This window comes from Micromonospora sp. NPDC002411 (genome assembly GCF_053592955.1).
In genome coordinates this window covers 1-13,998 of record NZ_JBSFBM010000179.1, presented here as the reverse complement: position 1 = coordinate 13,998, position 13,998 = coordinate 1, and the positions used below count along the sequence as shown (strand labels likewise).

Annotated in this window: 13 protein-coding genes and 1 pseudogene; 4 read left to right on the top strand and 10 right to left on the bottom strand. The window is 70.5% G+C overall.

The genetic code is table 11. From position 1 onward, the window contains the following. The 8 genes from ACWCO3_RS20995 to ACWCO3_RS20960 form a co-directional block, all read right to left on the bottom strand. Positions 1-631 (bottom strand): DUF4142 domain-containing protein (locus tag ACWCO3_RS20995; RefSeq protein ID WP_450011556.1); only part of this gene is annotated, 631 nt, incomplete at its 3' end. A 125-nt stretch (positions 632-756) separates the two neighbouring features. Next, entirely contained in the window at positions 757-1,053 is a 297-nt protein-coding gene (locus tag ACWCO3_RS20990) for a DUF1707 SHOCT-like domain-containing protein (RefSeq protein WP_145778957.1), read from the bottom strand. Positions 1,054-1,072: 19 nt separating this feature from the next. Beyond that, positions 1,073-2,254 (bottom strand): ROK family protein, encoded by a 1,182-nt coding sequence (locus ACWCO3_RS20985; protein ID WP_358075477.1) that lies wholly within the window; start codon positions 2,252-2,254, stop codon positions 1,073-1,075. A 24-nt stretch (positions 2,255-2,278) separates the two neighbouring features. After that, positions 2,279-3,541, bottom strand: a complete 1,263-nt coding sequence (locus ACWCO3_RS20980; RefSeq protein ID WP_357929744.1) for a sugar ABC transporter permease — start codon at positions 3,539-3,541, stop codon at positions 2,279-2,281. Next, positions 3,538-4,356, bottom strand: a complete 819-nt coding sequence (locus tag ACWCO3_RS20975) for an ATP-binding cassette domain-containing protein (RefSeq protein ID WP_088987645.1) — start codon at positions 4,354-4,356, stop codon at positions 3,538-3,540. The genes ACWCO3_RS20980 and ACWCO3_RS20975 overlap by 4 nt, the downstream gene beginning before the upstream one ends. A gap of 115 nt (positions 4,357-4,471) precedes the next feature. After that, positions 4,472-5,560, bottom strand: coding sequence for a sugar ABC transporter substrate-binding protein (locus ACWCO3_RS20970; RefSeq protein ID WP_145778960.1), 1,089 nt, complete (start codon positions 5,558-5,560; stop codon positions 4,472-4,474). 177 nt (positions 5,561-5,737) lie between these two features. Further along, positions 5,738-6,217: a Cys-tRNA(Pro) deacylase gene (gene ybaK / locus ACWCO3_RS20965; protein WP_145778961.1), complete on the bottom strand. Its 480-nt coding sequence runs from the start codon at positions 6,215-6,217 to the stop codon at positions 5,738-5,740. A gap of 10 nt (positions 6,218-6,227) precedes the next feature. After that, entirely contained in the window at positions 6,228-7,424 is a 1,197-nt protein-coding gene (locus ACWCO3_RS20960; RefSeq protein WP_357929750.1) for a THUMP-like domain-containing protein, read from the bottom strand. A gap of 260 nt (positions 7,425-7,684) precedes the next feature. On the opposite strand from ACWCO3_RS20960, the gene groES reads away from it, so the two are divergent. The 3 genes from groES to ACWCO3_RS20945 all read left to right on the top strand — a co-directional run bounded on the left by groES (position 7,685) and on the right by ACWCO3_RS20945 (position 11,442). Beyond that, the gene (gene groES / locus ACWCO3_RS20955; RefSeq protein ID WP_030330046.1) at positions 7,685-7,999 is read left to right on the top strand and encodes a co-chaperone GroES; all 315 of its coding nucleotides are present in this window, start codon (positions 7,685-7,687) and stop codon (positions 7,997-7,999) included. Between the two features lie 70 nt (positions 8,000-8,069). Next, positions 8,070-9,710, top strand: coding sequence for a chaperonin GroEL (gene groL / locus ACWCO3_RS20950; protein ID WP_145778963.1), 1,641 nt, complete (start codon positions 8,070-8,072; stop codon positions 9,708-9,710). Between the two features lie 133 nt (positions 9,711-9,843). Beyond that, positions 9,844-11,442 (top strand): molybdopterin-dependent oxidoreductase, encoded by a 1,599-nt coding sequence (locus ACWCO3_RS20945; RefSeq protein ID WP_145778964.1) that lies wholly within the window; start codon positions 9,844-9,846, stop codon positions 11,440-11,442. A 177-nt stretch (positions 11,443-11,619) separates the two neighbouring features. Here the strand turns inward: ACWCO3_RS20945 and ACWCO3_RS20940 are convergent, their stop codons facing one another. Further along, complete coding sequence (locus ACWCO3_RS20940) at positions 11,620-12,201, bottom strand: hypothetical protein (protein ID WP_145778965.1); 582 nt, start codon at positions 12,199-12,201, stop codon at positions 11,620-11,622. Between the two features lie 713 nt (positions 12,202-12,914). Continuing rightward, a complete protein-coding gene (locus tag ACWCO3_RS20935) occupies positions 12,915-13,298 on the bottom strand; it encodes a WhiB family transcriptional regulator (protein ID WP_450011553.1) in 384 nt (127 codons plus the stop codon). A 254-nt stretch (positions 13,299-13,552) separates the two neighbouring features. Here ACWCO3_RS20935 and ACWCO3_RS20930 point away from each other — a divergent pair. Beyond that, positions 13,553-13,998 (top strand): annotated as a pseudogene (locus tag ACWCO3_RS20930) (helix-turn-helix transcriptional regulator); the annotation flags it as partial.

Genomic DNA, 13,998 nt, shown 5'->3' with positions numbered 1-13,998 from the left:
GGCGGACGAGTTCCACTCCCCGGAGAACGTGGCGCTGATGCGTTCCGGCGTACCCCTGGACGACAGCAACCGCCGGCCCTGGCTGGCCGACCATCTGCATGTGATGCGTGACGAAGCCGGTGGCGTCCTCGCAGAGCTTGCGGACGGTGGCGTCCCGGGTGCTGGCCCGTACTGCGCTGATCACCGGGAGAATGCTGCCGTGGGCGACCCGGAGGCGGGTCACGAAGATCTGGTCGAACCGAGCGCCGGAGGCGTCCTTCATCTCCGTCAGCCAGCCCTTTTGTTGGGCCGTCGGCTCGCTCGGGATGGTCGCGCCCAGCTTGTTGGCCGCCTCCACGACGAGTTCGTCGAGCCGCTGATGCTCACCGGCGATGCCGGCGCCGATCTCCCGTACTTTTGCCGACTGTCCCTTCTCGGCGGCCATCTGGCCGGCCGGCATCTCCCACAGCCCGGCCAACCGCACGCCGTTGAGCAGTGTCATGTCGGCGGCGTTGAGCTGTCGCCCGCCGGCGGGGGCGGCGATGGCAGCGCCGGGTAGGACACCGACCCCCGCGATGATCGCGATGAGCAGCATCGCCGCTCGGTGGGTCCGGTTGCCCAGTCGGCGATGGGCGGATCTGAGCGGTGCCATGTCTGTGGTGCCTCCTCGGTCCGGACCGGATCGCGTCTGGACCGGCCAGCCGTACGCTCCCGGCTGCCCGTCCGCCCACTGGTACGGACCGATCGCGTGATCAGTTCACCGGTTGGCGACGTGGATCAGCGCGTGATGGCGAGGAAGCCGCCGAGCAGCAGCAGAGTGATAGCTGCGGCGGCGAAGAGCATCAGCAGCTCGCGACGCCCGTGCCCGACGGTGTCGCTGCCGACAACCGGGTCGGACAGAGCGGGAAGGTCGCGGGTCAGCGCGGCCAGGTCGCCGAGGGTGCGTGCCGTCCACACTGCACCGGCCCGGTCGGAGAACTCGTCGAGGGTCAGCCGCCCCGCCGCAGTGTGCCGGTGCAGCTCGGCGACCACCCGGTTACGGTCGTCGTCCGAGGCGCGCAACTCGACATCCACGCCGGACAGCGTACGCGGGTCAGCCCACGTCGAGGGGGTCGGCGAGGAGCCGTTCGAAGGCCAGTTCGGCGGCCCCGATCAGCGGGGCGTCCTCGCCCAGTTTGGGCGTACGCAGCCGGACGTGTTCCAGGCAGGCGCCCAGCGCGTTGGAGTTGAGCCGGCTACGGATCTGGGCGGCGGCGGCGAGGTAGAGGTCGCGCATGGTGCCGCCGAAGATCACCATTTCAGGGTTGAAGACGTTCACCAGGTTGGCGACTCCGAAGCCGAGCCAGTCGCCGGCCTGGCGGACCGCCGTCTGTGCCCGCGCGTCACCCCGGTCGGCGGCGTCGAAGACCTCCAGTAACGCGTCGCGGCCCCGCGCGTCGGACCGTCCGGCGGCGCGCAGCAGACCGTGCTCGCCGATCTCGGTCTCCCAGCAGCCCCGGGCACCGCACTCGCAGGGCCTGCCGTCGCGGACCACCTTCATGTGTCCGACCTCGCCGCCGTACCCGCCGTGCCCGGTCAGCCGCCGTCCACCGGCGATGATGCCGGCACCCACGCCGACGTCCCCGTACAGGTAGAGGACGTTGTCGCAGCCGGCCGCCACACCCCGGGCGTGCTCGGCGAACGCGGCGACGTCGGCCACGTTGCCCACCGTGACCGGTACGTCGATGCCCAACTCGTCGGCGACTGCCGCGCCGATCGGCTCGTCCACCCAGCCGGTGGTCGGACCGAGCCGCACCAGGCCGTCGTCTCGACGGACCATGCCGCAGACGGCGACACCGGCGCCGACGCAGATCGCGTCGGTCGGGACCAGTTGCTGCATCTCCTTGACCGCGCCGGCCAACAGCGGCGCGGCCTCGGCGGCCAGTAACCCGCGCGGTCGGTCCAGTTCACGGCGGTCCAGGACCGCGCCGCCCAGACCGACCCGGGCGGCGCGTAACCGGTCCACCTCCACCGAGTACGCGTACGCGTAGACCCGGGCCGACTCGGGCCGGACGACGAGTGACGGTCGTCCGGCCCGGCCGGTCTCCTTCGGTGCCCCCTCACTGACCAGCCCCACCGCGGACAGGTCGGCGGTGAGCGCGCCGATGGTGCTGCGGTTGAGGCCCAGTGTGGTGGTCAGTTCGGCCCGCGTGGTCGCCCCGTGGACGTGCACGTGTCTCAGCAGGGCCCCGAGGTTCTGCCGTCTGACGTCGTCCTGGCTAGGTCCTGGGCGCATCGTGGTGCTACCTCCCGCGCGGGGTCAGCGGGTGCCGGTGGCTGCCGCGCGGCGGCGGGAGAGAGCATCGACGCTGGCAGCGAGCAGCAGGACGACGCCGGTGACCACGTACTTGACTCCTGCGCTGTACCCCATCAGGCCCATTCCGTTTTCGATGACCGCGACGACCGCGCCGCCGAGCACTGCGTCGAGGACCCGGCCCTTGCCGCCGAAGAGGCTGGTGCCGCCGATCACCGCCGCGCCGACCGCGTAGAGCAGTACGTTACTGCCCCCCGTGTTCGGGTCGACCGAGTTGGCCCGGCTGGCCGCCACGATGCCGCCGACAGCCGCCATGGACGAGCAGATCATGAAGACCGAGATCCGGATCCGGTCGACGTCGATGCCGGCCCGGCGGGCCGCTTCCCGGTTGCCGCCGACGGCGTAGATGTGCCGACCGTAGCTGGTGCGTTGGAGCACGAAGGTCCACACGATCAGCAGCACCGCGATGATCGGCACCACGATCGGCACGCCCTTGAGTGAGCTGATCAGGACGTTGCGGCTGCGTTCGAGGTTGAGCACGTACACCGCGGTGACGAGGATGACGGCGAGCCCGCCGATCCGCAGCGCCACCACCGCGATCGGGTCGGTGATCAGACCGCGGGCCACCCGGTTGCGGTGGCGCAGCAGTTGCACCGCCGCGTAGCCGACGATCGCGAGCACTGCCAGCGCCCAGCCCAGGGTGGGGGTGAGGTTGCGGTTGGCGATGGCGACCAGCACCTCGTCGCGGACGGAGATGTTGGTGCCCTCCTTCACCAGCAGCAGCACGATGCCCTGGAAGGCGAGGAAGCCGGCGAGGGTGACCACGAAGGACGGAATGCCGATCTTCGCGACGAGCAGGCCGAGGCTGGTGCCGATGACCAGGCCGGTGGCGATCCCGGCGAGCACGGCGACCCACCAGGGGTAGCCGAGGACGGTGACCACATTGGCCAGTACCGCCGCGCAGACGCCGCTGGCGAAGCCCGCGGAGAGGTCGATCTCGCCCAGCAGCAGCACGAAGACCAGACCCATCGCGATCAGCGTGACCGCCGCGCCCTGGGTGAAGAGGTTGGCGAAGTTGCCGGCCGACAGGAACGACGACGGCCGCATGATCGCGAAGACGGTGCAGAGCACGATCAGGCCGAGCACGGCCGGTAGCGCGCCGACGTCGCCGCCGCGTACCCGGCTCAGGTAGTTGCGGGCGTGGCCCCCGACGGTCGGCGGCGGTGTGACGGCCGCGGGGCCGTCCTTCCGCACGGCGGTGGTGGTCATCGGGCGCCTCCTGAGATCGAGTCGGCCGGCTGCGGGCCGTCGCCGTTGCTGCCCGGGTCGGCGGCGATGCCGAGCCCGCCCGAGCGCCCGGCGGTGATCAGCTCGACCACCTGCGCGTGGGTGATGTCGGTGGTCTTCACCTGGGCGACCATCTGGCCGAGGTACAGCGCGGCGATCCGGTCGGAGACGGCGAAGACGTCGTTCATGTTGTGCGAGATGAGCACCACGGCCAGGCCGTTGTCGGCGAGACGGCGGACCAGTTCGAGCACCTGGGCGGTCTGTGCCACGCCGAGTGCCGCGGTCGGCTCGTCCAGGATGACCAGCTTGCTGTTCCACAGCACGGCCTTGGCGATGGCCACGGTCTGACGCTGACCACCGGAGAGGCTGGACACGTGCTGGCGCAGCGAGGTGACGGTGCGGATGGATAGCCCGGCGAGCGTCTCGGCGGCGAGCTGTTCCATGGTCGGCTCGTCGAGGACGATGCCGCTGCGCTTCTCCCGGCCGAGGAACATGTTCTGCACGATGTCCAGGTTGTCGCAGAGCGCGAGGTCCTGGTAGACGACCTCGATGCCGAGCGCGGCGGCGTCGCGGGGGCTGCCGATGTGCACTGGTTCACCGTTGAACAGGAACTCACCGGCATCGGTGGGGTGGATGCCACTGATGCACTTCACCAGGGTCGACTTGCCGGCGCCGTTGTCACCGACCAGTGCGGTGACTTCGCCCGGGTGGACGGTCAGGGCGACGTCGCGGAGCACCTGGACGGGACCGAAGCTCTTGTCGATCCCGCGGAGTTCCAGCAGGGGGGTCGCGGACACGGGGGTCTCCTTCTTAAGGGAGTGTCGGGGCCCGTCCGGCGGGCGCCGCCCGGCACGGGAGAGGTGCTCCCGTGCCGGGCGGCGATTGTCGTCCCGGCGGGTACTGCGGCGTCGGTCAGCTGATGCCGGCGTCGGCGCAGAGCTTGGCGTACGCCCCGGCGCAGACCTCTTCCTTGGTCACGTAGCCGTCGGCGATGACGTCCTTGACGGTGTCCTTGTAGATGGCCTTCGGGGTGAGCAGGACCGAGGGGACGTCCCGGTCACCGTCCTTCACCGACTGGCCGGTGTCCTTCTTCTCGCCCTTGGCGAGCGCGATGGCCAGGTCGGACGCGGCCTTGGCCTCTTCCCGGACGGCCTTGTAGACGGTCATGCACTGGTCACCGGCGAGGATGTTCTGCAGGCCCTCGGTGCTGGCGTCCTGCCCGGTCACCGGCACCTTGCCGTTGAGCTTGTTCTTCTTCAGGATCGAGATGGCCGCGTTGCCGAGACCGTCGTTGGCGGCGAGCACGCCGTCGATCTTGCCGTTGGCCTTGGTCAGCTGCTGCTCGAAGATCGTCGCGGCCTGCGCGTTGTCCCACGCCGGCACCGCGTCCTCAGGGCCCTTGACGTATTCCTTGGAGTCGAACTTCGGCTTGAGCACCGAGTCGTAGCCGGCCTTGAACAGGGTGGCGTTGTTGTCGGTGGGGGAGCCGTTCAGGTACGACACGACGGGGTTCTTGACGCCCTTTTCGGTCAGGCACTTCGACAGGCCCTCGCCCTGGAGCTTGCCGACGGTCTCGTTGTCGAAGCTGACGTAGTACTGGGCGGAGCCGCCGAGGGTGAGCCGGTCGTAGTCGATGGTGGCGACGCCCTGCGACTTGGCCTTGTCGAGCACGGCCTTGCCGGTGCCGGAGTCCAGGTTGACGATCATCAGGGCGGTGACGCCGCTGGTGATCATCTGGTCGGCGATGGTCTGGAAGGCGGTCTTGTCGTTCTGGGCGTTCTGGATGTCGTACTGGACGCCGGCGGCCTTGAACGCCTCTTCCAGGAAGCGACGGTCCGCGGTCTCCCACCGGGCGGAGGACTTGCTGTCCGGGAGGATCACGCCGATCTTGGGGGTCTTCTTGGAGTCGGTCGAACCAGAGCCGGCGTCGTCGCCGCAGGCGGTCAATCCACCGGTCGTGAGCAGGCCCACGGCGGCGATGGTGAGGAGCCCCTTACGCATGTGCAGGGTCCTTTCGGGTGGGGGAGGTGTCGTTTTGTTGTGTCCGGCAACGTATTTCGCGTCACACCGGCTCCACAAGACCGCGCAGGTGCCAAGTTTGTTGGGAGCGATAACAATTCAGCAACGCGACTGTTACTCCCCGGCCATCCCGGAACGGGTCGGCCGTCATGGATGTCGTCAGCGGGTCTGCAGCGGCGCGGTGCGCGCGTCCGTCAGCGCCACCAGATCGGCCGCGGCCAGTTCGAGCTGCAGGCCACGCCGACCAGCCGAGACGTAGATCGTCGGGAGATCCAGCGCGGACTCGTCCAGCACGGTCGGCAACCGGCGGCGTTGCCCGAGCGGGCTGATCCCCCCGCGTACGTAGCCGGTGGCCCGCTCGGCGACCGCCCGCTCGGCGAGCGTCGCCCGCTTGCCGCCGACCGCCGCCGCGAGCGCCTTGAGGTCCACCTCACCCGTGACCGGGACGACCGCGACGGTGAGCCCACCGTCGACCTCGGTCACCAGCGACTTGAAGACGCGCTCCGGTGCCACGCCGAGCGCCACCGCCACCAACGCGCCGTAGTTCGGGGCGTCCGGCGACACCCGGTACGGATGGGTGCGATGCGCGATCCCGCGCTTGACCAACAGTGCCGTTGCCGGAGTGCCTTGTCCCGCCACACCGACGACGCTAGACCACCGGCTGCCCGATCAGCACTGTCGGTGCGTTCGCGACCCGGGTGAGCACCAGGCTGGCCGAGGCGTCGCCGGTCAGCCGCAGGTCCCGCCGAAGCTGCTCCGGGGTAAGCGCGGAACCCCGCTTGAGGATCTCCACCCGACCCACCCCGCGATCGCGCAGCAGCGCCCGCAGACGCTTGAGCGAGAACGGCAGCACGTCGGTGATCTCCAGGCAGCGCGCGTACGGGGTGCGGGTGGGGCGGTCGGCATAGAGGTAGGCGATGCTCGGGTCGCCGAGGGTGGCGTCCAGCTCGGCGGCGAGTTCGGCGACGAGGTGCGCCCGGACCACCGCCGGGTCCGGGTCGTACAGGTAGCGACGCGTCGGCCCGACAGGTGCCTCGTCGGTGCCCGAGCCGGTGAGCTGGTGGCGGCGGGTCTCGCCGCCCTGCTGCCGGTAGAGGGTGGCGCGGCGGGGCACCTCGGCCAGCTCACCGCACCAGAGCGCGGCCTCGACCAGGTCGCCGTCCACACCTACCCACTCCGCCTCCGCGCCAGCTGGAATGAGCCCGTGGTCCAGGCCCGGTGCCACCTTCACGACGGTGTGCGGCACCCGCTCGGCCAACCCCGTCACGAAGTCCCACGGCGGCGAGTAGGCGCGCGGGTCGAAGATCCGTCGGCCGGTGCCGGTCGTGCGGCGGGCCGGGTCGCAGAAGACCCCGTCGACCCGGGAGACGTCGAACGCTGTGGCATCCCCGCACTCGACGGTGAACAGGTCGGCCAGGCCGGCCGCCGCGGCGTTGGCGGCGGCCATCGCGGCGGTCACCGGGTCCGCCTCCACCCCGTACACCCGGATGCCGGCGCGAGCGGCGGCCAGTGCGTCGGCGCCGAGGCCGCACCCGAGGTCGGCCAGGGTGCGCACGCCGGCGGCGTGCAGCCGGGCGGCCCGACGGTCGGCGACGACCCGGCGGGTGGCCTGTTCCAGGCCGGGGCGGGTGAGGAACATCCCGGCGGCGGCCGGGCCGAACTTGCCGACCGCCCGGTGACGCAGCTCGGCCTGGGTGAGCGCCGTGGCGGCCAGCGTCGGCGGCACTCCGGCGGCGCGCAACGCCGAGGCCGCGGCCAGTGGATCACCGCCGGCAAGACCGGCCGCCGCCGTGAGCGCGGCCGATCCCTCGGGGGTACGCAGCGCCGCCAGTTGATCGAGATCCACCCGGTCATTCTCCCGGTAGACCCAAGAATCCTGGCTGGCGGGGCGCGACGCGCTGGCACTCTCCTTGACGGAGTGCTAGCCACGGAATAACCTGCGATTAGCACTCTCACCCTGAGGGTGCCAGCTTCCGGGTCTCACGACCCGGGTGCGCAACGCCAGGCGGACCGGCACCCGCGACGACGGCCCCGCCCGGTGGCATGAGGCAGATTGACGCTGGTCGGCCCCGCCGGCCAGCAACGAAACCAGTACCCCAGGAGGGTATGCCCGTGACTACCGCGACCAAGGTTGCGATCAAGCCGCTCGAGGACCGCATCGTGGTCCAGGCGAACGAGGCTGAGACCACCACGGCGTCGGGCATCGTGATCCCCGACACCGCCAAGGAGAAGCCGCAGGAGGGCACCGTCCTCGCTGTGGGCCCGGGGCGCGTCGACGACAACGGCAACCGGGTTCCGGTTGACGTGCAGGTCGGCGACACCGTCCTCTACTCGAAGTACGGCGGCACCGAGGTCAAGTACGCCGGCGAGGAGTACCTGGTGCTCTCCGCCCGCGACGTCCTCGCGGTCATCGAGAAGTAAGCAACCGATCAGTTCCATTGCCCCGGTCCGGCTCGCCGGGCCGGGGCAATGGCGCTTCGAAGGGACATTAATGGCGAAGATCCTGAGCTTCTCGGACGACGCCCGGCACCTGCTGGAGCACGGTGTCAACGCCCTCGCGGACGCGGTCAAGGTCACCCTCGGCCCGCGCGGGCGCAACGTCGTCCTGGACAAGAAATTCGGTGCGCCGACGATCACCAACGATGGTGTGACCATCGCCAAGGAGATCGAGCTCACCAACCCGTACGAGAACCTTGGCGCGCAGCTGGTCAAGGAGGTGGCGACCAAGACCAACGACGTCGCCGGCGACGGGACCACCACCGCGACCGTGCTGGCCCAGGCGATGGTTCGCGAGGGTCTGCGCAACGTGACCGCCGGGACCAACCCGGCCGGCCTCAAGCGGGGCATCGACGCGGCGGCCGTCAAGGTCTCCGAGGCGCTGCTCGGCCGTGCCGCCGAGGTCACCAGCAAGGAGTCGATCGCGAACGTGGCGACGATCTCCGCGCAGGACGCCACGATCGGCGACCTGATCGCCGAGGCGATGGAGCGGGTCGGCCGCGACGGTGTCATCACCGTCGAGGAAGGCTCCATGCTGACCACCGAGCTGGACGTGACCGAGGGTCTCCAGTTCGACAAGGGCTTCATCTCGCCGAACTTCGTCACCGACCTGGAGAGCCAGGAGTCCGTCCTCGAGGACGCGTACATCCTGGTCACCACCCAGAAGATCTCGGCGATCGAGGAGCTGCTGCCGCTGCTGGAGAAGGTCCTGCAGAACAGCAAGCCCCTGCTGATCATCGCCGAGGACGTGGACGGCCAGGCGCTCTCCACCCTGGTGGTCAACTCGCTGCGCAAGACCCTCAAGGTCTGCGCGGTCAAGGCCCCGGGCTTCGGTGACCGGCGCAAGGCGATGCTCCAGGACATCGCGATCTCCACGGGTGCCGAGCTGGTCGCCCCGGAGCTGGGCTACAAGCTCGACCAGGTCGGCCTGGAGGTGCTCGGCACCGCTCGGCGCGTCGTGGTCGACAAGGAGAACACCACGATCGTCGACGGCGGCGGCCAGAAGGCCGACGTCGCCGACCGGGTGTCCCAGATCCGCAAGGAGATCGAGGCCTCCGACTCCGACTGGGACCGGGAGAAGCTGGCCGAGCGGCTGGCGAAGCTCTCCGGTGGCATCGCCGTCATCAAGGCTGGTGCGGCCACCGAGGTCGAGATGAAGGAGCGCAAGCACCGCATCGAGGACGCCATCGCGGCGACCAAGGCAGCGGTCGAGGAGGGCACTGTCCCCGGCGGCGGTGCCGCTCTGGTGCAGATCCTCTCGGTGCTCGACGACGACCTGGGCTTCACCGGTGACGAGAAGGTCGGTGTCTCGGTCGTCCGCAAGGCGCTCGTCGAGCCGCTGCGCTGGATCGCCCAGAACGCCGGTCACGACGGCTACGTCGTGACGCAGAAGGTCGCCGACCTCGACTGGGGCAACGGCCTCGACGCCGCCAAGGGCGAGTACGTCGACCTGGTCAAGGCCGGCATCATCGACCCGGTGAAGGTGACCCGCAACGCGGTCACCAACGCCGCCTCGATCGCCGGTCTGCTGCTCACCACGGAGAGCCTCGTGGTGGACAAGCCGGAGCAGGCCGAGCCGGCCGCCGCCGGTGGGCACGGCCACGGTCACGGCCACCAGCACGGCCCGGGCTTCTGACCCGGTAGCGACACCTGTTCCGGGGCACACCGTCGTACGGCGGTGTGCCCCGGTCCGTTCTCGCGCTTTCCAGGTCATTACCGAACGCTGACGTTGTTGGCGACGGGGCGAGATGATCGCGCACACTGGGCCGATGAGCACCACGTCGCGGCGTTACGCCGCGCTGGCCGGAGTGACCGCCGCCGCCGTCGCGATCGGGATCGCCGAACCGGTGGCGGTGCTGACCGGTCCCCGGTCGGCGCCTCTGGTAGCGGTCGGCGGGGCGGTCGTGGACGCCGTCCCCGAGTCGCTGAAGCAACTGGCCATCGACATCTTCGGCACCGCCGACAAGATTGCGCTGCTGGTCGGCACGGGCCTGTTGCTGGCAGGGTTCGCCGCGCTGTTCGGTGTGCTGGCGGTCCGTCGGTTGGCGTTCGGCCTGGCCGGCATCGCCGCGTTCGGTGTCATCGGCGTGGCCGCCGCGGTGACCCGCTCCGGTGCGGACGCCTTCGACGCGTTGCCGTCGCTGGTCGGCGCCGGCCTCGGCGCCCTGGTGCTCTGGCTGTTCATCGACGGGCCGTTCGAACTGGACCCGTGGCCCTGGTCGCCACCCACCCCGACCGTGCCGCCCGCCGCGCCCGTGCCGGTGGCCCCCGTCGGGGCGGACGGCCCTGCCGAGGTCGACCCCGAGTCCCGGCGACGGTTCCTCACCGGCAGTGGGGTGCTGCTCGGCACCGCAGTGGTGGCCGGTCTCGGTGGGCGCTGGTTGGCGGGACGACGCGGCGTCTCCGCCGCCCGGGACGCGATCCGACTACCCGCACCGGTCGCCCCCGCGCCGGCCGTGCCGGCCGGCGCGGACCTCTCGCTGGCGCAACTCGCGCCGTACGTCACTCCGAACCTCGGCTTCTACCGGATCGACACCGCGCTGGTCGTACCGCAGGTCGATCCGGACACCTGGCGGCTGCGGATCCACGGTCGGGTCGGCACCGAGCGCACCTACACGTACGCCGACCTGCTGGCCCGGCCGCTGGTGGAGCGGTACGTCACGCTGGCGTGCGTCTCCAACGAGGTGGGTGGGGACCTGATCGGCAATGCCCGCTGGCTCGGCGTACCCCTGCGGGAACTGCTCGACGAGGTGGACCCGGACGAGGACGCCGACCAGGTGGTTGGCCGGTCGGTCGACGGCTGGACCTGCGGCACCCCCACCGCCGCGCTGCGCGACGGGCGGGACGCCCTCCTGGCGGTCGGCATGAACGGCGAGCCGCTGCCGGTCGAGCACGGCTTCCCGGTCCGGATGGTGGTGCCCGGCCTCTACGGCTACGTGTCGGCGTGCAAGTGGGTGACCGAGCTGGAGCTGACCCGGTTCGCCGACTTCGACGCGTACTGGGTGCCGCGCGGCTGGTCCGCCCAGGGCCCGATCAAGACCCAGTCCCGGATCGACGCGCCCCGCCGACGCAACCGGTTGACCCCCGGCCCGATCACCGTGGCGGGGGTGGCGTGGGCGCAGCACCGGGGCATCCGCCGCGTCGAGGTACGCGTCGACGGCGGGCCCTGGCAGGAGGCGACACTGGCTCCGACGGTGTCGGTGGACACCTGGGTGCAATGGTCGTGGAGTTGGGACGCCACGCCGGGCGAGCATCGCCTCCAGGTCCGGGCGACGGACGCGACCGGCGAGACCCAGACCGAGCGTACGCAGGGCGTCGTCCCGGACGGCGCGACCGGCTGGCACACGGTGACCGTCACCGTCCGCTGACGGCCTCGGTTGGCCAGCGCACGGCCGTCCGCCTGACCTGTGCGGGTCCGATCGTGGAGATCTTGGACAGTTTCCGTCCTGCCTGAACGGAAACTGTCCAAGATCTACGAGCCGACCACCAACGATGGCCGGCACCCCGGGTGGGGTGCCGGCCATCGGTCGGGTTGTTCGGTGGGGTCAGCTGTTCCAGTACTGGCCGACCAGGTCGGCAGCCTGCTGCTCCCACTGGGCGTACGCGTCCGGGTAGGCGGAGACCTGCACGGTCTGCGCGGCCTCGGTCAGGGGCATGTCCTGCCACCCGTCGACCTGACGCAGGCCCTTGAGGAACGCGGTCGTGGAGTACTCGGGGTCGGTGATCTGCTCCGGCGTACCCCAACCACTGGACGGGCGCTGCTGGAACAGGCCCAGCGAGTCGTGGTCGTTCATGTCGCCGAGGTGGCCCAGGTTCTCCAGCTTCGACTCCTGCAAGCTCGTCGCGATCGAGATCACCGCGGCGCGCTCCGGGAGACCGGCCTTCTTCGTCGCGGCGATGATCGCCTTGACGTTGGCCGTCTGCTCGTCGTTCAGGTCGATGTGGGACTGGTTGCCCTGGGTGCCGTGCGGGATCAGCTTGGCGGTGTCCGGCTTGTCGGCCTGCACCGCTACCGCGACAGGCTTGGCGTCGTGGATGTTGTGCGCGGCGATCGGGCCGGCGAACACACCACCGGCGAACGCGAGACCAGCAACGGACAGCACGCTCTTACGCATGATCGTGTTCATGGGGGTAGCTCCTTCGGGGGTAAGGACACCCGCAGTGATGCCGCGGGTGTGAGCACCTCGTCCGGCGCTGCTAAAGGGGGAAGTCTTCAGGGGGTCGCGCCTGCGGGCGGGGGTTGCTCGCGGCGCTCGTTCGGCTACCTGCGGGCGGGGCCCGTGGTGCCGGGATCGGCGACCTACCAGGCGGTGGGTGCCGGGTCCGTGTGTAACGACCGGGGGCCGGGGCCCATTCCCGGGCCGATCCGTCGGCACCATCGGGAGGTGGTGCCTGGGGCCGGGTGGGGCGCTGAGGCGCCTCCGTGGGGATCGCTCGTGGGGACTGTAACGACCGCCCGGTGGCCGCCATTCCAACCCTGGGGTTCGGCCGGCGGGCCCTGGTACTGCGATCGTCAGGTTATGTAACGACTCCGGCCCGGCCATGATTCCGGCCCACGGGTGCGACCGGTCACAGGACGAGGTTGCCGGAACCCCGCAAACGCGACCGGCGGCCGGACGTGAATGCGCCGGACCCCCGCCGAGCGCATCAGACCGAACGCAGCGCGTCAGACAGAACGGAGCGCGTCGGACCGGACATAACGGACAGCGATCACGAGTGCCGCGATCCAGGTCAGCCCGAGGCGCCGGTGCCGGCGAAACCCCGCCGCACGATGCACCCGGAAACGCCGGAACGCGCCCCCGAACCGGGGGCGCGTTCCGTATGTCGGGTGTGTGTCGGGTCAGGCCACGTTGCGTTGGATCGGAACTGTCGACTTGTGCGGGTGGCCCAGACGGGCCTCCAGCCGCGCGACGTCGACCCGCGCGTGTCGGCGGTCTGCCAGGTCCTCCCAGCCGACGGCGAGCAGTCGCAGGCGCTCCGACTCGCTGAAGCCGCCCCACACGCCGTACGGTTCGCGAACCGACAGTGCGTGCGCGGCGCATTCGGCCCGGACCGGGCAGGCGCGACACACCGACTTGGCGGCGGATTCGCGACGCAGTCGGGAGGAGCCCCGCTCGCCGTCGGGGTGGAAGAACTGGGCGCTGTCCCGCCCTCGGCAGGCACCGAGCCGCTGCCAGTCCCAGAGATCGACGATGGGTCCGGGCAGTCTACGTACGTTCGACATCAGCACCCCTCCTCCCGCGCGGCTCCGCGAGAAATCCTTGTGGCCGGTGTCCGGGCGGCGGGCCGCGCAGGCGCACCGTTCCCGGCCTGGACCTCCCGGTACCCGGGCTGTCGTCACCTCACACGTGTGTGATCGAAAACGTCCCGCAAATTGCGGCTTTTGCCCCATCTGTCGGAAAAGTTCGAAGGATTGCCGGGAACCCCCTCCCCAGCCGACCCCGTCATGGTCTGCTCGTTGGCGGAGAGGAGACCACAGTGCGTAGCGTCCTTGTGTGCGTTCGGACACCACTCGCGGCCCAGCACCTTACTTCTGCTGCCGCGCGGCTGGGGTTGTCAGCAATCGTTCGTACCGCCGTCTCCGATCCTGAGGTGATGCTGCGGTTGGCCGAGCGGCCGGCGGACGTGGTGTTGGCCGACACGGCCCTCACGCGGCCGGACAGTGCCGGCTTCGTTCGTCGGGTCCTGGCCCGGGCGCCGCAGGCCGCGGTGCTGTTGCTCGGTACCGAGGAGCCCGAGGCGGCGGCGGCGACCATCAGCGCCGGTGCCCGGGGCCTCATCCAGAACGTCGACCACGACCTGACCAGCGCGGTGGCCAAGGCCCTGCTGCTGCTCACCGCGCCCGGTCGGGCCTCCCGGCAGCGGATCACCGACCCGGCCCGCAACGCCGCGGCGGTGGGCGGGTCCGGTCGCTCCGGGCGCTA

Coding starts and splice junctions, on each gene's coding strand:
- ACWCO3_RS20970 (WP_145778960.1), bottom strand. CDS start 5,560: ATGCGTAAGGGGCTCCTCACCATCGCCGCCGTGGGCCTGCTCACGACC.
- ACWCO3_RS20940 (WP_145778965.1), bottom strand. CDS start 12,201: ATGAACACGATCATGCGTAAGAGCGTGCTGTCCGTTGCTGGTCTCGCG.
- ACWCO3_RS20935 (WP_450011553.1), bottom strand. CDS start 13,298: ATGTCGAACGTACGTAGACTGCCCGGACCCATCGTCGATCTCTGGGAC.
- ACWCO3_RS20980 (WP_357929744.1), bottom strand. CDS start 3,541: ATGACCACCACCGCCGTGCGGAAGGACGGCCCCGCGGCCGTCACACCG.
- ACWCO3_RS20945 (WP_145778964.1), top strand. CDS start 9,844: ATGAGCACCACGTCGCGGCGTTACGCCGCGCTGGCCGGAGTGACCGCC.
- ACWCO3_RS20985 (WP_358075477.1), bottom strand. CDS start 2,254: ATGCGCCCAGGACCTAGCCAGGACGACGTCAGACGGCAGAACCTCGGG.
- groES (WP_030330046.1), top strand. CDS start 7,685: ATGCCCGTGACTACCGCGACCAAGGTTGCGATCAAGCCGCTCGAGGAC.
- groL (WP_145778963.1), top strand. CDS start 8,070: ATGGCGAAGATCCTGAGCTTCTCGGACGACGCCCGGCACCTGCTGGAG.